Here is a 17,690-nt window from a genome sequence, read left to right as displayed (position 1 = left end):
CAGGTCGCGGATCTCGAACGAGAGCTGGTCGGGCACTGAAGCCCGCAGAAACCTCCTCCATCACTGCGGATCCCTGCAGTAGGGCCAGGATCGGAAGAAGACATGTCGCTAGTCCAGTCCCTCAGCAGAGCCTCAGGCTCGCTCAAGGGATTCAAAACAGGCATCGACGGCGCCGGCCGCTCCGCCGGCGCGCTCGGTAAGCAGGCCGGTACGGCCAACACCAATGTGGGGCGGATCAAGGGGGCCGCCCAGCAGTCCGCCAAGGAGCTCAAGGGGATGAAGACCGCCGCCGACCAGGCGGCCAAGTCCGTCGGGAAGGTCGGCAAGGAGGCCGGGACCGGCGGGGTCTCGATGGGCAAGCTGCAGGGCGGGCTCAAGAAGGCCGACGGCGGGTTCAAGGGCCTCAACAAGGCCATGAGGGGCAACGTCATCGGGATGCTGCTCGAACTCTTCGCCCCGCTCATCGAGAAGGTCGTCGCCATGGCGACCAAGTCGAAGGCGATGCAGAAGATCATGAAGGTGGCCTTCGACGTCATCGGCAAGGTCGTCGACACCGTCATGAAGGCGATCGGCCCGCTCATGAAGAGCACCGGGAAGATCATTTCGAGCGTCTGGAACGGCATCAAGGGCGCGATCCTGCCCATCGCGCTGTGGATCGCCAGCTTCATCCCCGGTGCGTTCGACACCGTCAAGAACGCCCTGTCCAGCGCCTGGGGCGGGCTGTCCCGGTTTGCGGGCGGGGTGTTCGACGGGATCCTGTCGGCGGTGAAGTCGCCGCTCAACATGGTCATCGGGCTCATCAACTCCGCCATCGGCGCCCTCAACGGCATCCACGTCTCGATCCCCGGCTGGGTCCCGCTCGTCGGCGGCAAGACGTTCGGCGTCAACATCCCGAGGATCCCGATGCTGGCCGAGGGCGGCATCGTCGCCCCGCGCAGCGGCGGTGTCCCCGCGATCGTGGCCGAGGCGGGCGAGTCGGAGGCGGTCCTGCCGCTGTCCCGGCTGGACCGGCTGCTGAGCCGCGCCGCCCGCACGGGACCGCTGCCCGCCGGAGCGGGCGCCTACGGCGAGGGCTTCCACATCGAGAACTACTACGCCACCCAGGGCACCGACCCGCAGGACACCGCCCGCGCCCTGCTCTTCCTCGCCAAGGCGCGCGGATGACGCCCCGCGGCACGTACCGGACCCGAACCGGCACAGAAGCCCGGACCGGCACAGAAGGGAGGGCACGCCATGGCCGGGGCCCCGCCGCACCCGCTCGCCAACTCCAGCGGCGCCTTCCGTAGCTTCGGCTCCTCGGCCGGCCAGGCCGCCGGGGCGGCCGGGGCCGCGCGGACCGGCATCACCAGCGCCGCCCGGGCCGTCGACCGGATCAGGGCGTCGGCCACCCGGACCGGCAAGGACATCAAGCAGTTCGCCACCGGAGCCGACGGCGCCGGCCGCGCCGTGGGGGCGCTCGGACGTCAGGCGCCCGGCGCCACCACCCAGGTCCTGAAGGTGAAGTCCGGTGCCCAGGGCGCCTCCCGCGAGGTGAAGAACCTCAAGCGGAGCTCCGACCTCGCCGCCAAGTCCCTCACCGTCTCCGCGAAGGGCTCCGGCGTGCTCGGCAAGGTGACCGGGCTCTTCGGCGGGAAGCTGAAGATCGCCAGTGGTGTCATGACCGCGATCAACCTGGTCATGAAGGCCAACCCATGGGTCCTGGTCGCCACCCTGCTCGCCCCGTTCGCGGAACAGCTCATCGAGTTCGCGCTCGACTCGCAGCTCGGGCAGCAGCTCATGGAGACGGTCATGACCACCCTCGGCAGCCTGATCGAAACCGCCCTGACCTACGTCGCCCCCGTCATCACCGGCTATCTGACCGTCGTCCTCGGGTTCTGGAAAGGCGTGGCCCAGGTCCTGAAGCCCGCCGTCGACTGGATCACCAAGTCCCTTCCCGGCGGCTTCCGTTCGGTCAGCTCCGCGATGGAGAAGGCCCTGCACGGCATGGGCGACTTCCTTCAGAGCGGCTTCCAGATGGCCGTCGGCGTCATCAAGGGCCCCATCAACGGCCTCATCGCCTTCGCCAACTGGGTCATCGACGGCCTCAACAAGCTCAGCTTCAACTTCCTCGGCAAGCACTTCGGCGTGGATCTCTCCAAGATCCCGATGCTCGCCGCGGGCGGGGTCGTGGCACCCCGCACCGGAGGCGTCCCGGTGATCCTCGCCGAGGCGGGCGAGGCCGAGGTCGTCCTGCCGCTGTCCAAGCTCGACGCGCTGCTCGCCCGCACCGCGGCGGCCGCCCGCGCCGCCCGGTCCGCCGCCGACACCCCCCGCATCGAGCACTACCACGAGCCCGCGGGCCGCGGCTCGTACGGCATCGCCGAGGATCTGCTCTTCCTGGCGCACACGACGTAACCCAGAAGGTGAGGGCCAACCACCCATGCCCCCAGCACAGTTGACCACCACGACCGAACCCCCCGGCTCACTGATCACCCGCGACGGGCAGATCCAGTGGGCCGGACTCCTTTTCGGGCCCGGCACCGACTACGAGATCGCCGACAGCGGCCTCACCGGCTGGGCCGACCTGCCCGGCCTCGACAGCGGTGACGTCCTGCGGCCCGACCAGCACGGCGCCTGGCCCGGTGCCCAGTGGTCGCAGCCCCGTACCGTCACCGCCGCCATCTGGCTGCTGCCCGACGGGCGCGAGCAGGCGGCCGCCGTCGCCCAGCGCTTTCGCGCCGCGACCTCGGTGCACTACGGCGAGCAGTGGCTCGCCGTGCGGCTGCACGGCGAGACCCTGGCCGTGCGGGCCCGGATCAGCCAGCGTTCCCTGCCGCACGACCGGATGTACGTCACCCACGGCGCCGCCAAGGCGACCGTGCAGTGGATCTGCGCCGACCCGCGCCGCTTCGCGCTCGACGTCCAGTCCGTACGCACCGGGCTCCCCCTGCCCGAGCCCGGCCTCACCTGGGAACGTCCGCCCGCCCAGGTCCCCGACCCGAACCAGCCACCGCCCAGGCCCGACGAGGAGACCCGGCCCTCCGGGGGGACGCCCGTGGCCGCCCCCGTCGTCGCGCCCGCCGTCACCGACCCCGCTCCCCCGGCCGGTCTGGCCTGGCCGCTGGGCTGGGGCGCGGCCCGCTCCACCGGGCTCGCCACCGCGTTCAACGGCGGCGACGCGCCCGCCAACCCGGTCATCGAGTTCCGCGGCCCGGTCCGCAAGCCGTCCCTGACCCGGCTCGGCGACGGGGTGCGCCTGGAGTACGACATCACGCTGGCCGCGTCCGACGTCCTGAGCGTCGACACCGGCGCGGGCACGGTGCTCCTCAACGGCACCGCCTCGCGCATCCACACGGCCACCGCCTGGTCCACCCCCGAGCAGCTCTTCCAACTGGAGCCGGGCCAGAGCACGTTCAGCTTCCGTGCCGGGGCGGGCTCGGCCGCGCCGGCCCCCCAGGGCCCGCAGCCCTCGGCGACGGTCAGCTGGCGCGACACGCACTGGTAGACCGCCCCGCGCACCCCCGTCCCGCGCACCCCGCGCCCCAACTCCCGTACGTCCCTTAGGAGATCGCATGAACATCGGCAGTGCCTGGCTGCTCAACAGCACCGACGGCAACGGGGGCCAGTCCCGGCTCGACACCCGGCTCGCCCCGATCGGCACCATGGCCCCGGACGGCCCGCTCGCCACCCGCAGCGGCATCATCCCCGGCTCCCCCGAGGGCCAGTTCTTGATGGCCGGCCTGTACGTCTTCGGCGACACGGCGGGCATGAGCGCCCTCGTCGCGCCGGGCCGCGCCGTCATCCAGGGCCGCCCGGGCGCGGGCGCCTACCCCGTCTACATCTCCGAGTACACGAGCCTGACCTTCCTCGACGGCGACCCGGGCCTGCCCCGCATCGACCTCGTCGTGGTGCGGGTCTACGACGACGCCGGCAAGACCGCGGCCGTCCTGGAGGTCGTCCAGGGCGCCTACGCGGCCAGCCCCGTCGCACCCCAGGTGCCGGAGGCCGCCCTCGCGCTCGCCGAGGTGCGGGTGCCGGCCGGCGCGTCCGCGGGCAGCGGCGGCATCGACTGGACCACGGCCGTGAAGGACCTGCGCCGCCCCACGGCGTCGGTCGGCGGCATCATCCCCGCGGGCGGCCCCGCCTACCGCGGCTCCTACCCCGGCCAGTACCGCGACAACGGCGGCAGCCTGGAGCGCTGGAACGGCACCGAGTGGCGGCCCTACCCCGAGCCGCGGGCCACGTGGCGGGACTACACGCCCGCCTGGGGCCAGGCCACCGCCGGCGCCCCGGTCCCCAAGCTCGGCAACGGCTCGCTGTGGGGGCGCTACATCAAGGACGGCCCGATCGTGCACTTCCAGGCCGCCCTGGTCATCGGCTCCACCAGCAACTGGGGCGGGCCGAACAAGAACGGCAACTGGTACCTGAGCCTGCCGGTCCGCCCGGCAGGACCGCGCGGCCTGACCATCAACTTCCGTGCCCGCACGGGCGGCGACGCGGGCGGCTACTTCTACGGCGGCGCCGAGACCAGCACCGCCTTCCACCCCAACGGCGTGGCCCGCAACTGGTCGACCGTCCAGGCCAGCGGCAAGCCGACCGGCGTGTGGGTCGACGCCGACGACCCGATGACCCCGGTGCCGGACAGCTGGTACGAGGTGTACGGCACCTACGAGGTCGCCCCGTGAACCGTGCGATGCCGACCGGCGAGGTCACCTATCGCGCCCTGTTCTGCGATCTGCGGACCGACCGGGTCATCGACGCGCTGCCGCTCACCGAGGTCGAGTTCGACGACTTCATCGGCAAGCCGGGCCAGCTGCGCGCCACCGTCCCGCTGCCCGACGCGGCGCTCGCCGCGCGGGCCCGCGCGGCGCTCCGGCCCGGCCGCACCGCGGTCTGGCTGGAGCGCGGCTCGGACATCTGGTGGGGCGGGATCCTGTGGACCTCGACCCCGGCGGGCGACGACCGGGGCCGCCTGGAGGTGCAGATCCAGGCGGGCACCTTCGACTCCTACCTCGACCACCGCATCCTCTCCGCCGACCTGTCCTTCCCGGCCCCCGGCGCCGACCAGTTCGACATCGCCCGCGCGCTGGTGCGGCACGTCCAGGAGCAGCCGGGCGGCGACATCGGGATCGTCCTGGACGACGAGCCGTCGGGCGTGCTGGGCAGCCATGCCTACGCCCGCACCGACCTCGCCCGGGTGCGGGAGCTGATCGACCAGCTCGCGGCCCTGCAGTACGGCTTCGAGTGGCGCGTGCAGTGCTATCGCGACTCCGACACCGGGGCCCGGGTCAAGAGGCTCCAGCTGGGGCACCCCAAGATCCGTACCGGCGCGGTGCCCATCGTCCTGGACCGGCCGGGGCCGGTGCTGACCTACAGCCTGCCCGCCGACTCGACCGTGCAGGCCAACGTGTGGCTCGCCCGCGGCGAGACGGCGAACAACAACAACGCCGCCGCCTCGCTGCCGCAGATGTCCGACCCGGCGGTCGCCGGCGACGACCTGGAGGCGGGCTGGCCCCGCCTGGAGGGGTCGTCGGACCACAGCGGCATCTCGGACCGGGCCGTCCTGGACAGCCTCGCCCGGGCCGAACTGGCCCGGGCCCGGCAGCCGCAGATCATCCCCGAGGTCACCGTCCGGGTGGACGGCCGCATCACGCCCGCCCTCATCGGCGCCTCGGTGCTGCTGCGCATCCGGGACGGCTGGCACCAGGAAGGGCCCGATCCGCGCTACCGGATCGTCGGCCTGACCGTGACGCCTCCCGGCCGCGGCCGGGCCGAGACCGCGAAGCTCTATCTGGAACTGGAGGACGCCTAGATGGCCGCGATCCCCACGGATCTCCTGGACCGCATCCGCGCCCTGGAACGCCAGGTGCGGGCCCTGATGGGCAGCGCCAACACCCGCCCCGCGATGGACCGCATCAGCGGCGGCAACGTCGTCATCAGCGACGGCGGACAGCTCGCGGTCCGCAACCGGGACGAGCAGAAGGGCGCCGAGCTCCTCTACATCGGCCAGGTCTCCCCGGCCCGGCCCGGGGGCGAGGAGCAGCAGGGGTTCTTCGTGCGGCGCGACGACGGGTCCAAGGCGCTCACCGTGCACGCCGACGCTCCCGACCTCCAGCCCAACCAGTCGGTGAAGGTCTTCGACCGCAAGGGCAACGCCCTGTTCGCCGACGACACCGGCGGCGAGGGCCTGGCCCGCCCCTACATCCCGTATCCGCTGCCCACCCCTGAGGACACCGGCCGCTGGGAGTCCACCTCGGCCACCGAGTGGACCACCCTCTACAACGGCAACGCCATCGCCCAACACCCGTACCTGTACTGCCTGATCGCGGCGACGCCGGGCGGCGAGGTCCGGCTGCTCGTCAACGGTGTCCAGGTCGGGCCGAGCGCCACGGGAACGCTGGAGTTCACCGCGCCGATCGGCGCCGCGTACGACAGCCCCGTCACCTTCCTGGTGCAGGCGCGGGCCGGGGCGCCCGGCGCCACCGTCCGCTGCTCGCCCCGCGCGCTGTACGGCGTCAAGTCCTGACGCCGCTGCCGTCCCCCTCTCCTGACCCCCAGTCCTAGGAGCACCTCCGTGTTGCCCTCCACCATTCCCACGGTGACCGTCACCGCCCGCTACCTCACCCCGGCGGGCACCGCCCTGAGCGGCACGGTCACCTTCAGCGCCCCCGCCCTGCTCACCCACACCGCGAGCGATGTCATCCTCGGCGGCCCGATCGTGGCCCCGCTGGACGCGGACGGCCGGGTCAGCGCGGTGCTGCCGGCCACCGACGCCCCGGGCATGAACCCCGCCAAGTGGCAGTACACCGTGACCGAACAGCTCTCCGGGCTGCCCTCCAACCGCACGTACAACATCGTGCTCCCGGCGGCCCGGCCGGCCGTCGACCTCGCCGACCTCGCTCCCGCCGACCCGCAGGCCCCGGAGTACGTCGCCGTTCCCGGCCCGCCGGGACCGGCCGGCGCACAGGGCCCGGCGGGACCGGCGGGCGCGCCCGGCGCCGTGCGGTCCGTGAACGGCAAGGGCACCGCCGACATCGTGCTCACGCCCGCCGACGTGAAGGCCGTGCCCGCCGCCTCGGTCGGTGCCGCGAACGGCGTGGCCGCGCTCGACGCGGCCGGCCGGGTGCCCGTCACCCAGCTCCCGCCCGGCACGGTCGACCCGGTCTCGTCGGTCAACGGCAAGAAGGGCGCCGTCGTGCTCAGCGCGGCCGACGTCAACGCGCTGGACCAGGCCGCGGGAGATCTGCGCTACGTACGCCCCGAGGGCATTCCGGTGCAGTCGGTCAACGACCGCACCGGCAAGGTCGTCCTGGACGCCGTCGCGGTCGGCGCGGCCCCGCTGGGCTCGGCGGTCCTGCTGAGCGGGGCGCAGAGCATCGACGGCGCCAAGACGTTCACCTCGGCCCCCACCACCCCCGACACCCCCACGGCCGCGGGCCATCTGACCCGCAAGGCGTACGTGGACGCGGTGGCCACCCCCGGCAGTTGGGCGCCGGGCGACCTCGGGTTCAAGGCCTGGGGCTTCGACCCCGCCGCGACCTCCGGCACCCGCTCGCAGTACTGCGGCGCCGGCTCGGTCTATCTGATGGGCGTCCGCCTCAACACCCCCGCCACCCTCAGCAGTCTCGTCTTCTACTGCACCGGTTACGTCGGCGGCACCCTGAGCGAGGCGACGTACGCGGGGCTCTACGACGCGAACGGCACCCGGGTCGGCGTCACGGGCTCGTTGAAGGACGTCATCAAGGACGGCGCCACCGCGGTGTGCCCGCTGACCAAGAGCTATGACGCGGCCGCCGGGAACTACTGGGTGGCGCTGCTCATCAACGGCCCCACCGAGCCGGGCAAGGGCCCCGCCTTCGCGATGGGCGCGGGCGCGGGCGACCGGCCCGCGGGTTCCGCCCGGATGCCGAACGCGTTCGCCCGCTACGGCCGACTGCCCGCGACGGGCCAGGCCTCGCTGCCGACGACCTTCGCCCCCAAGACCGTGATCAACGACACCAACTCCCTCTGGGCGGCCGTCGCCTGACCGTCCCGCCCTCCCTCTCCCCGCCCTCCCCCTCCACCGGCCCCCCGTGCCTTCCGGCACGGGGGGCCTTCACCTTCCCACCGAACGGATCATCCATGTCAACTCCCCTGTCCGCAGACGCATTTGTGAGCGCGCTGCGCGCCGAAGGCGTCAGCGTCGTCGAGGTCGACGGCTGGCGCGACCACAACCGCAACCACAAGGGCGCCTGGGGCCCGGTCAACGGCGTGATCGTCCACCACACGGTGAGCAGCGGCACCGATGCCTCGGTCCGGCTCTGCTACGACGGCTACGACGAGCTGCCGGGCCCGCTGTGCCACGGCGTCATCGCCAAGGACGGCACCGTCCACCTGGTCGGCAACGGCCGCGCCAACCACGCGGGCGGCGGCGACCCGGCCGTCCTGAACGCCGTGATCGCGGAGGACTACGGCGACCGCCCGCCGGCCACCCACCGGCACGAGGGCAGCTCGGGCGCGGTCGACGGCAACGCCCGCTTCTACGGCTTCGAGTGCGTCAACCTGGGCGACGGGGAGGACCCCTGGCCCGCCGCCCAGCTCGACGCCATCGAGCGGGTGTCGGCGGCCCTGTGCCGCGCCCACGGCTGGTCGGCCAAGAGCGTGATCGGCCACCTGGAGTGGTCGGACTGGAAGAGCGATCCGCGCGGGTTCACCATGCCCGATCTGCGCGCCCGCATCGCCGCCCGCCTCGCCGGCAAGGACGCGGGGACCTCCGCGGCGGCCGAGGCCGCAGCGGCGGCGGCCCGCGCCGGGGCGTCCCGCCAGCCGTTCCCCGGCGCCGGGTTCTTCACCGAGGGCCGCGAGTCGCCGGTGATCACCGCCATGGGACGGCGCCTGGTCGCCGAGGGCTGCTCGGCGTACGCCGAGGGCCCGGGCCCGCGGTGGACCGGCGCCGACCGGGCCTCCTACGCCCAGTGGCAGCGCCGGCTGGGCTTCGACGGCCCGGACGCCGACGGCGTGCCCGGACGCACGTCCTGGGACGCCCTGAAGGTCCCGTTCACCGCCTGACCGCCCCGCCCGGCCCCGGGGCCGCCACCCCGGGGCCACCCGGGGCCACGGAGGCGGCGCACCGCCGGCCCGGGCCCCGGGCAGCCCCCGTGCCCCGCCGCACCAGAAATGAGAACCCCATGTCCGAAGCAGCCAAGACCACCCTGCGCACCGTCCTCCAGACCGCCGTCGCCCTCGCCCTCGCCCTGCCCGCCCTCGTGGACGCCTCCGGCATCCCGGCCGGCCTGCCCTGGGTCGCCGGGGCCCTGGCCGTGGCGGGCGGGCTCGCCCGTGTCATGGCGCTGCCCGCCGTCCAGGCCCTGCTGCCGGGCTGGCTGCGCACCGGGTCCCAGCACACGGGTGCCGCCGATGACCGAGGCTGACCCGGGCGACCCGGTCGCGGTCGCCCTGGAGCTTGAGCGGCTGCGCGGCACCCTGGAGGCCGGGTTCGCCCGCGTCGACGGAGCGCTCGCCCTGCTCGTCCAGCGCAGTGACCAGACCGACCGCCAGCTCGCCGACCACGAGAGCCGCCTCGACGCGCTGGAGCGGACCCGCTGGCCGGTGGCGAGCATCGCCGCGCTGACCGCGGTGACCGGGACCGCGCTCGGCCTGTGGCAGCTGGCCGCGCGCTGAGCACGCCGGAAAACCCCGAAGGGCGCCCACCCCGCGCAAGCGGAGTGGGCGCCCTTCGGCAGACGTACGCCTTACTGGTTGTACGGACCGTAGTCGTAGTCCTCCAGCGGAACGGCCTGGCCGGAGCCCGTGCCGAACGGCGAGTAGTCGATGTCGTCGTAGCCGACGGCCGAGTACATCGCGGCCTTGGCCTCTTCGGTCGGCTCGACCCGGATGTTGCGGTAGCGGGACAGGCCCGTACCGGCCGGGATGAGCTTACCGATGATGACGTTCTCCTTGAGGCCGATGAGGCTGTCGGACTTGGCGTTGATCGCCGCATCCGTCAGGACTCGGGTCGTCTCCTGGAAGGAGGCGGCCGACAGCCAGGATTCCGTCGCCAGCGAGGCCTTGGTGATACCCATCAGCTGCGGACGGCCGGAGGCGGGGTGACCGCCCTCGGTGACCACACGACGGTTCTCGGTCTCGAACTTCGAGCGCTCGACGAGCTCGCCCGGCAGCAGCTCCGCGTCGCCGGACTCGATGATCGTCACGCGGCGCAGCATCTGCCGGATGATGATCTCGATGTGCTTGTCGTGGATCGACACGCCCTGCGAGTTGTAGACCTTCTGGACTTCGCCGACCAGGTGGACCTGGACCGCACGCTGACCGAGGATCCGCAGCACGTCGTGCGGGTTGGTGGCACCGACGGTGAGCTTCTGGCCCACCTCGACCGCGTCGCCCTCGCCGACCAGCAGACGGGCACGCTTGGAGATCGGGAACGCCGTCTCCTCGCTGCCGTCGTCCGGGGTGACGACGATCTTCTTGGTCTTCTCGGTCTCCTCGATCCGGACGCGGCCCTTGGCCTCCGAGATCGGCGCGACACCCTTGGGCGTACGGGCCTCGAAGAGCTCGACGACACGCGGCAGACCCTGCGTGATGTCGTCACCGGCCACACCACCGGTGTGGAAGGTACGCATCGTCAGCTGGGTACCGGGCTCACCGATGGACTGGGCGGCGATGATGCCGACCGCCTCACCGATGTCGACCAGCTTGCCGGTGGCGAGCGAGCGCCCGTAGCAGAAGGCACAGGTGCCGACCGCGGACTCACAGGTCAGGACCGAGCGGGTCTTGACCTCCTCGACACCCGCACCCACGAGGGCGTCGATGAGCACGTCACCGAGGTCCACGTTGGCCGGCGCGATGACCTTGCCGTCGACGACGACGTCCTCGGCGAGCATGCGGGCGTAGACGGAGGTCTCGACGTCCTCGGTCTTGCGCAGCACGCCGTCGGCGCCCCGCTCCGCGATCTTGAGCTTGAGGCCGCGGTCGGTGCCGCAGTCCTCCTCGCGGATGATGACGTCCTGCGAGACGTCCACCAGACGACGGGTCAGGTAACCCGAGTCGGCGGTACGCAGGGCGGTGTCGGCGAGACCCTTACGGGCACCGTGGGTCGAGATGAAGTACTCGAGCACGGTCAGGCCCTCGCGGAACGAGGCCTTGATCGGACGCGGGATGGTCTCGTTCTTCGCGTTCGACACCAGACCACGCATACCGGCGATCTGACGCATCTGCATCATGTTTCCTCGGGCACCCGAGTCAACCATCATGAAGATGGGGTTCGTCTTGGGGAAGTTCGCGTTCATCGCCTCGGCAACCTCGTTGGTCGCCTTGGTCCAGATCGCGATGAGCTCCTGCGTGCGCTCGTCCTTGGTGATCAGACCGCGCTCGTACTGCTTCTGGACCTTCTCGTCCTGCGCCTCGTAGCCCGCGACGATCGCCTTCTTGGCCTCGGGGACCACGACGTCGGAGATGGCCACGGTGACACCGGAACGGGTCGCCCAGTAGAAGCCGGCCGCCTTCAGGTTGTCGAGCGTCGCCGCCACGATGACCTTGGGGTAGCGCTCGGCCAGGTCGTTGACGATCTCGGAGAGCTGCTTCTTGCCCACCGAGTAGTCGACGAACGGGTAGTCCTCGGGCAGCAGCTCGTTGAAGAGCGCGCGGCCCAGGGACGTACGCAGCCGGAACGAGTCGCCCTGCTGCCAGGTCGTCTCGCCGTCCTCGTCGAGCGGCGGGGTCCAGCCACGCGGCGGGACGGTGCCGATCGGGAAGCGGATGTCGACCTTCGCCTGGAGCGAGAGCTCCCGGGCGTCGAACGCCATGATCGCCTCGGCGGTCGAGTTGAAGGAACGCCCGGCGCCCTTCACCTCGCGCTCCTCTTCGTCCGTGGTGAGGAAGAAGAGGCCGAGCACCATGTCCTGGGTCGGCATGGTGACGGGACGACCGTCGGCCGGCTTCAGGATGTTGTTCGAGGACAGCATCAGGATGCGGGCCTCGGCCTGCGCCTCCGCGGAGAGCGGCAGGTGGACGGCCATCTGGTCACCGTCGAAGTCCGCGTTGAACGCGGTGCAGACGAGCGGGTGGATCTGGATGGCCTTGCCCTCGACCAGCTGGGGCTCGAAGGCCTGGATGCCGAGGCGGTGCAGCGTGGGCGCACGGTTCAGCAGAACCGGGTGCTCGGCGATGACCTCTTCGAGGACGTCGTACACGACCGTGCGGCCGCGCTCGACCATCCGCTTGGCGCTCTTGATGTTCTGCGCGTGGTTCAGGTCGACCAGGCGCTTCATCACGAACGGCTTGAAGAGCTCCAGTGCCATGGCCTTGGGCAGACCGCACTGGTGCAGCTTCAGCTGCGGACCGACGACGATGACGGAACGCGCGGAGTAGTCCACGCGCTTGCCGAGCAGGTTCTGACGGAATCGACCCTGCTTGCCCTTGAGCATGTCGGACAGCGACTTCAGCGGACGGTTGCCGGGGCCCGTGACCGGGCGACCACGACGGCCGTTGTCGAAGAGCGCGTCGACGGCCTCCTGAAGCATGCGCTTCTCGTTGTTCACGATGATCTCGGGCGCACCGAGGTCAAGGAGTCGCTTGAGGCGGTTGTTGCGGTTGATCACGCGGCGGTACAGGTCGTTCAGGTCGGAGGTCGCGAAGCGGCCACCGTCCAGCTGCACCATCGGACGCAGGTCCGGCGGGATGACCGGCACGCAGTCGAGCACCATGCCCTTGGGGCTGTTGCTGGTCTGCAGGAACGCGGAGACGACCTTGAGGCGCTTGAGCGCACGGGTCTTCTTCTGGCCCTTGCCGGTGCGGATGATCTCGCGGAGGCGCTCGGCCTCCTCGTCGAGGTCGAAGGTCTCCAGGCGCTTCTGCAGGGCAGCGGCACCCATCGAGCCGTCGAAGTACGTGCCGAAACGGTCACGCAGCTCGCGGTAGAGCAGCTCGTCGCCCTCGAGGTCCTGGACCTTGAGGTTCTTGAAGCGGCTCCACACCTCGTCGAGACGGTCGATCTCGCGCTGCGAACGGTCGCGCAGCTGCTTCATCTCGCGCTCGGCACCCTCGCGCACCTTGCGGCGCACGTCGGCCTTGGCACCCTCGGCCTCAAGCTCGGCGAGGTCCGTCTCGAGCTTCTTGGCGCGGGCTTCGAGGTCCGAGTCGCGGCGGTTCTCGATCTGCTGACGCTCGACGGAGACGTGCGCCTCCAGCGACGGCAGGTCGCGCGTGCGGCGCTCCTCGTCCACGAACGTGATCATGTACGCGGCGAAGTAGATGACCTTCTCGAGGTCCTTCGGCGCGAGGTCGAGCAGGTAGCCAAGACGCGACGGAACGCCCTTGAAGTACCAGATGTGGGTCACGGGAGCGGCAAGCTCGATGTGGCCCATCCGCTCACGGCGCACCTTGGCACGCGTGACCTCTACGCCACAGCGCTCACAGATGATGCCCTTGAAGCGGACGCGCTTGTACTTGCCGCAGTAGCACTCCCAGTCCCGGGTCGGACCGAAGATCTTCTCGCAGAAGAGTCCGTCCTTTTCGGGCTTGAGGGTGCGGTAGTTGATGGTCTCCGGCTTCTTGACCTCACCGTGGGACCACTGACGAATGTCGTCAGCGGTGGCGAGGCCGATCCGCAGCTCGTCGAAGAAGTTGACGTCGAGCACTTGTCGTCAATCCCTCTTTCGGGGTCGATTCTTCAAGATGGTCTGAGGGGGGTCCGGATGGGGGTCCCTCCCAGGCCCATAAGGCCTAGGGGGAGACGGGGGCTCTCAGCGAGCCCCCGTCAGACCCGTCAGACCTCTTCGACGCTGCTCGGCTCGCGCCGGGACAGGTCGATACCGAGCTCCTCCGCAGCGCGGAAGACGTCCTCGTCCGTGTCGCGCATCTCGATGGACATGCCGTCCGAGGACAGCACCTCCACGTTGAGGCAGAGCGACTGCATTTCCTTGATGAGCACCTTGAAGGACTCGGGAATGCCGGGCTCGGGGATGTTCTCGCCCTTGACGATGGCCTCGTAGACCTTCACACGGCCGGTGACGTCGTCGGACTTGATGGTCAGCAGCTCCTGGAGGGCGTACGCGGCGCCGTATGCCTCCAGCGCCCACACCTCCATCTCACCGAAGCGCTGGCCACCGAACTGGGCCTTACCACCCAGCGGCTGCTGGGTGATCATCGAGTACGGACCGGTCGAGCGGGCGTGCAGCTTGTCGTCGACCAAGTGGTGCAGCTTCAGGATGTACATGTACCCGACCGAGATCGGGTCCGGGAACGGCTCGCCGGAGCGGCCGTCGAAGAGCTGCGCCTTGCCGGACGGGCGGACCAGGCGGTCGCCGTCGCGGTTGGGGATCGTGGCCTCGAAGAGACCGGAGATCTCGTCCTCGCGGGCACCGTCGAAGACCGGGGTCGCGACGTTGGTACCGGCGGCGACCTGGTCGGCGCCGATGGCCTGCAGACGCTTGGCCCAGTCGTCGGCCAGACCGGAGACGTCCCAGCCGCGGCTGGCGAGCCAGCCGAGGTGGATCTCCAGGACCTGCCCCGGGTTCATTCGGGACGGGACACCGAGCGGGTTGAGGATGATGTCGACCGGGGTCCCGTCCTCGAGGAACGGCATGTCCTCGATGGGCAGGATCTTGGAGATGACACCCTTGTTGCCGTGACGGCCGGCGAGCTTGTCACCGTCCGTGATCTTGCGCTTCTGCGCCACGTAGACGCGAACCAGCTGGTTCACACCCGGCGGCAGCTCGTCGCCCTCTTCACGGTCGAAGACGCGGACGCCGATGACCTTGCCGGTCTCGCCGTGCGGCACCTTCAGCGAGGTGTCACGGACCTCGCGGGCCTTCTCACCGAAGATCGCGCGGAGCAGGCGCTCCTCCGGCGTCAGCTCGGTCTCGCCCTTGGGCGTGACCTTGCCGACGAGGATGTCGCCGGCGACGACCTCGGCACCGATACGGATGATGCCGCGCTCGTCGAGGTCGGCGAGGACCTCCTCGGAGACGTTCGGGATGTCCCGGGTGATCTCCTCCGGGCCGAGCTTGGTGTCACGGGCGTCGACCTCGTGCTCCTCGATGTGGATCGAGGAGAGGACGTCGTCCTGCACGAGGCGCTGCGACAGGATGATCGCGTCCTCGTAGTTGTGACCCTCCCACGGCATGAACGCCACGAGCAGGTTCTTGCCCAGCGCCATCTCACCCTGCTGGGTGGCGGGACCGTCGGCCAGGACCTGGCCCTCGATCACGCGGGCGCCCTCGTCGACGACAACCTTCTGGTTGACCGAGGTGCCCTGATTGGAGCGGGAGAACTTGGCGATCCGGTACGTGGTGTACGTGCCGTCGTCGTTGGCGACGGTGATGTAGTCCGCGGAGACCTCCTGGACGACACCCGCCTTCTCCGCCTTGATGACGTCACCGGCGTCGACCGCGCAGCGGTACTCCATGCCGGTGCCGACGAGCGGCGCCTCGGACGTGATCAGCGGCACGGCCTGACGCATCATGTTCGCGCCCATGAGGGCACGGTTGGCGTCGTCGTGCTCGAGGAACGGGATCATGGCGGTCGCGACCGACACCATCTGGCGCGGCGAGACGTCCATGTAGTCGACCTCGGTGCCGGGCACGTAGTCGACCTCGCCACCACGGCGGCGAACCAGGACGCGCGGCTCGGTGAACCGCATCTCGTCGTTGAGCGCGGCGTTGGCCTGCGCGATGACGAAGCGGTCCTCCTCGTCGGCGGTGACGTAGTCGACCTCGTCGGTGACCTGGCCGTCGACGACCTTGCGGTACGGCGTCTCGATGAAGCCGAACGCGTTGACGCGGCCGTACGAGGCGAGCGAACCGATCAGACCGATGTTCGGGCCTTCGGGCGTCTCGATCGGGCACATGCGGCCGTAGTGGGACGGGTGCACGTCACGGACCTCGAAGCCGGCACGCTCACGCGAGAGACCACCCGGGCCGAGCGCCGACAGACGGCGCTTGTGGGTGAGACCCGACAGCGGGTTGTTCTGGTCCATGAACTGCGACAGCTGGCTGGTGCCGAAGAACTCCTTGATGGAGGCGACGACCGGCCGGATGTTGATCAGGGTCTGCGGCGTGATCGCCTCGACGTCCTGGGTCGTCATGCGCTCGCGCACGACGCGCTCCATACGAGCCAGACCCGTACGGACCTGGTTCTGGATGAGCTCGCCGACGTTGCGCAGACGACGGTTGCCGAAGTGGTCGATGTCGTCGGTCTCGACGACGATGTTCCGACCCGACTCGCCGACCGTCTCGGTCTCACCGGCGTGCAGCTTGACCAGGTACTTGATGGTCGCGATGACGTCGTCGGTGGTGAGCACGCCGGCGTCCAGCGGCTCGTCGGCGCCGAGCTTCTTGTTCACCTTGTAGCGGCCGACCTTCGCGAGGTCGTAGCGCTTCGGGTTGAAGTAGAGGTTCTCGAGCAGCGTCTGAGCGGCCTCGCGCGTCGGCGGCTCGCCCGGACGCAGCTTGCGGTAGATGTCGAGCAGCGCGTCGTCCTGGCCCTGGGTGTGGTCCTTCTCCAGGGTGGCGCGCATCGACTCGTACTCGCCGAACTCCTCGAGGATCTGCTCGGTGGTCCAACCGAGAGCCTTCAGGAGAACGGTGACGGACTGCTTGCGCTTGCGGTCGATGCGGACACCGACCATGTCGCGCTTGTCGATCTCCATCTCGAGCCAGGCACCCCGGGACGGGATGATCTTGGCCGTGAAGATGTCCTTGTCGGACGTCTTGTCGATGTTGGAGTCGAAGTAGACACCCGGCGAGCGGACCAGCTGCGACACGACGACACGCTCGGTGCCGTTGATGACGAAGGTGCCCTTGTTGGTCATGAGCGGGAAGTCGCCCATGAAGACCGTCTGGGACTTGATCTCGCCGGTCTCGTTGTTGGTGAACTCTGCGGTGACGAAGAGCGGGGCCGCGAACGTGAAGTCGCGCTCCTTGCACTCGTCGATCGAGTTCTTCGGCGGCTCGAAGCGGTGGTCGCGGAAGGTCAGCGACATCGACCCGGAGAAGTCCTCGATCGGGGAGATCTCTTCGAAGATCTCCTCCAGACCGGACTTCGTGGGGACGTCCTGTCCACTCTCGAGAGCGGCCTCGACCCGAGACTTCCAAGCGGCATTGCCGAGCAGCCAGTCAAAGCTCTCGGTCTGCAGCGCAAGAAGGTTCGGAACCTCGAGGGGCTCCTTGATCTTTGCAAAGGAGATGCGCAGCGGGGCGGTGCTGGCGCCGTTGTTCGTATTGGCGGTCGAGGCGTTGCGCGAGGCGGCCAAGAGGGGGTCCTTCCGAGGGCTCGGACTCACTACGCGCGTACCGGTCCCACGTGGGCACAGAGAGAGACGTTTCTGATTCGGCCGGAAAAGCCAGGTCAGGGCGGTTCAATCCGAGGTGCTCAAGCGAGGGCATGCCCCTGGTGACGGGCAGGGGACAGCTAACAGGCAGCGCAAAGGGACAGTGTAGCCACTCGGCACACTGATGTCCAGGGCGGATTTTTCGAGACCCGCATTGCTCTTCTCAAGTACCTCGGTACCTCGGTCAGCCGTGCGCCGCGCAGACGCAGATTAGTACTGCCCTCTTCGCCGTCGATCCATGCCTCGGATCCGGATCGTTGTGACGACGCGTCCTGAGAATTGCGCGCTGCGTGCGGTTCGTCAAGACCCCTCCGCTCCCCGGAGATCGCCGCGGGAGCCGTTGCGGGGCGTACGCCTGCGTCCTCGCCGAGCAGACGGCGAAGATCAC

At 70.1% G+C, this 17,690-nt stretch carries 12 protein-coding genes; 10 read left to right on the top strand and 2 right to left on the bottom strand.

The genetic code is table 11. The annotated features are described in order from the left end of the window. The first annotated feature begins 102 nt into the window (after window positions 1-102). The 10 genes from AC07F3_RS39860 (at window position 103) to AC07F3_RS39815 (ending at window position 9,639) form a co-directional block, all read left to right on the top strand. Window positions 103-1,164 carry a phage tail protein gene (locus AC07F3_RS39860; RefSeq protein WP_479119824.1) on the top strand — a complete coding sequence of 354 codons (1,062 nt, stop codon included), beginning with the start codon at window positions 103-105 and terminating at the stop codon, window positions 1,162-1,164. Between the two features lie 69 nt (window positions 1,165-1,233). Then, window positions 1,234-2,394: a hypothetical protein gene (locus AC07F3_RS39855; protein WP_479119822.1), complete on the top strand. Its 1,161-nt coding sequence runs from the start codon at window positions 1,234-1,236 to the stop codon at window positions 2,392-2,394. A gap of 25 nt (window positions 2,395-2,419) precedes the next feature. Continuing rightward, window positions 2,420-3,484 (top strand): phage distal tail protein, encoded by a 1,065-nt coding sequence (locus AC07F3_RS39850; RefSeq protein WP_479119820.1) that lies wholly within the window; start codon window positions 2,420-2,422, stop codon window positions 3,482-3,484. Window positions 3,485-3,551: 67 nt separating this feature from the next. Beyond that, window positions 3,552-4,664 (top strand): hypothetical protein, encoded by a 1,113-nt coding sequence (locus AC07F3_RS39845; RefSeq protein ID WP_479119819.1) that lies wholly within the window; start codon window positions 3,552-3,554, stop codon window positions 4,662-4,664. A gap of 8 nt (window positions 4,665-4,672) precedes the next feature. Next, entirely contained in the window at window positions 4,673-5,791 is a 1,119-nt protein-coding gene (locus tag AC07F3_RS39840) for a hypothetical protein (RefSeq protein WP_479119827.1), read from the top strand. Beyond that, on the top strand, window positions 5,792-6,505 hold the full coding sequence (locus tag AC07F3_RS39835) for a hypothetical protein (protein ID WP_479119817.1): 714 nt from the start codon (window positions 5,792-5,794) through the stop codon (window positions 6,503-6,505). It abuts the gene before it with no gap. A gap of 48 nt (window positions 6,506-6,553) precedes the next feature. Beyond that, window positions 6,554-8,005 carry a phage tail protein gene (locus AC07F3_RS39830; RefSeq protein WP_479119816.1) on the top strand — a complete coding sequence of 484 codons (1,452 nt, stop codon included), beginning with the start codon at window positions 6,554-6,556 and terminating at the stop codon, window positions 8,003-8,005. 95 nt (window positions 8,006-8,100) lie between these two features. Beyond that, the gene (locus tag AC07F3_RS39825; RefSeq protein ID WP_479119815.1) at window positions 8,101-9,027 is read left to right on the top strand and encodes a peptidoglycan-binding protein; all 927 of its coding nucleotides are present in this window, start codon (window positions 8,101-8,103) and stop codon (window positions 9,025-9,027) included. 119 nt (window positions 9,028-9,146) lie between these two features. Continuing rightward, complete coding sequence (locus tag AC07F3_RS39820) at window positions 9,147-9,389, top strand: hypothetical protein (RefSeq protein WP_479119814.1); 243 nt, start codon at window positions 9,147-9,149, stop codon at window positions 9,387-9,389. Beyond that, window positions 9,376-9,639 carry a hypothetical protein gene (locus AC07F3_RS39815; RefSeq protein ID WP_479119813.1) on the top strand — a complete coding sequence of 88 codons (264 nt, stop codon included), beginning with the start codon at window positions 9,376-9,378 and terminating at the stop codon, window positions 9,637-9,639. Before AC07F3_RS39820 ends, AC07F3_RS39815 begins: the two co-directional genes overlap by 14 nt. A gap of 71 nt (window positions 9,640-9,710) precedes the next feature. Here the strand turns inward: AC07F3_RS39815 and AC07F3_RS39810 are convergent, their stop codons facing one another. Further along, window positions 9,711-13,610, bottom strand: a complete 3,900-nt coding sequence (locus tag AC07F3_RS39810; protein WP_114037211.1) for a DNA-directed RNA polymerase subunit beta' — start codon at window positions 13,608-13,610, stop codon at window positions 9,711-9,713. A gap of 128 nt (window positions 13,611-13,738) precedes the next feature. Next, complete coding sequence (gene rpoB, locus AC07F3_RS39805) at window positions 13,739-17,224, bottom strand: DNA-directed RNA polymerase subunit beta (protein WP_114037212.1); 3,486 nt, start codon at window positions 17,222-17,224, stop codon at window positions 13,739-13,741. Between the last annotated feature and the right edge of the window lie 466 nt (window positions 17,225-17,690).

The sequence above is a fragment of the Streptomyces sp. NPDC045846 genome (genome assembly GCF_056431605.1).
Note: the sequence above shows the minus strand (reverse complement) of the source record. Positions and strands in the feature narration are given on the sequence as shown.

Excerpts from the sequence above, each read along its gene's own strand:
- AC07F3_RS39860 (WP_479119824.1), top strand. The coding sequence starts at position 103 with ATGTCGCTAGTCCAGTCCCTCAGCAGAGCCTCAGGCTCGCTCAAGGGA.
- AC07F3_RS39855 (WP_479119822.1), top strand. The coding sequence starts at position 1,234 with ATGGCCGGGGCCCCGCCGCACCCGCTCGCCAACTCCAGCGGCGCCTTC.
- AC07F3_RS39850 (WP_479119820.1), top strand. The coding sequence starts at position 2,420 with ATGCCCCCAGCACAGTTGACCACCACGACCGAACCCCCCGGCTCACTG.
- AC07F3_RS39845 (WP_479119819.1), top strand. The coding sequence starts at position 3,552 with ATGAACATCGGCAGTGCCTGGCTGCTCAACAGCACCGACGGCAACGGG.
- AC07F3_RS39840 (WP_479119827.1), top strand. The coding sequence starts at position 4,673 with ATGCCGACCGGCGAGGTCACCTATCGCGCCCTGTTCTGCGATCTGCGG.
- AC07F3_RS39835 (WP_479119817.1), top strand. The coding sequence starts at position 5,792 with ATGGCCGCGATCCCCACGGATCTCCTGGACCGCATCCGCGCCCTGGAA.
- AC07F3_RS39825 (WP_479119815.1), top strand. The coding sequence starts at position 8,101 with ATGTCAACTCCCCTGTCCGCAGACGCATTTGTGAGCGCGCTGCGCGCC.
- AC07F3_RS39820 (WP_479119814.1), top strand. The coding sequence starts at position 9,147 with ATGTCCGAAGCAGCCAAGACCACCCTGCGCACCGTCCTCCAGACCGCC.
- AC07F3_RS39815 (WP_479119813.1), top strand. The coding sequence starts at position 9,376 with ATGACCGAGGCTGACCCGGGCGACCCGGTCGCGGTCGCCCTGGAGCTT.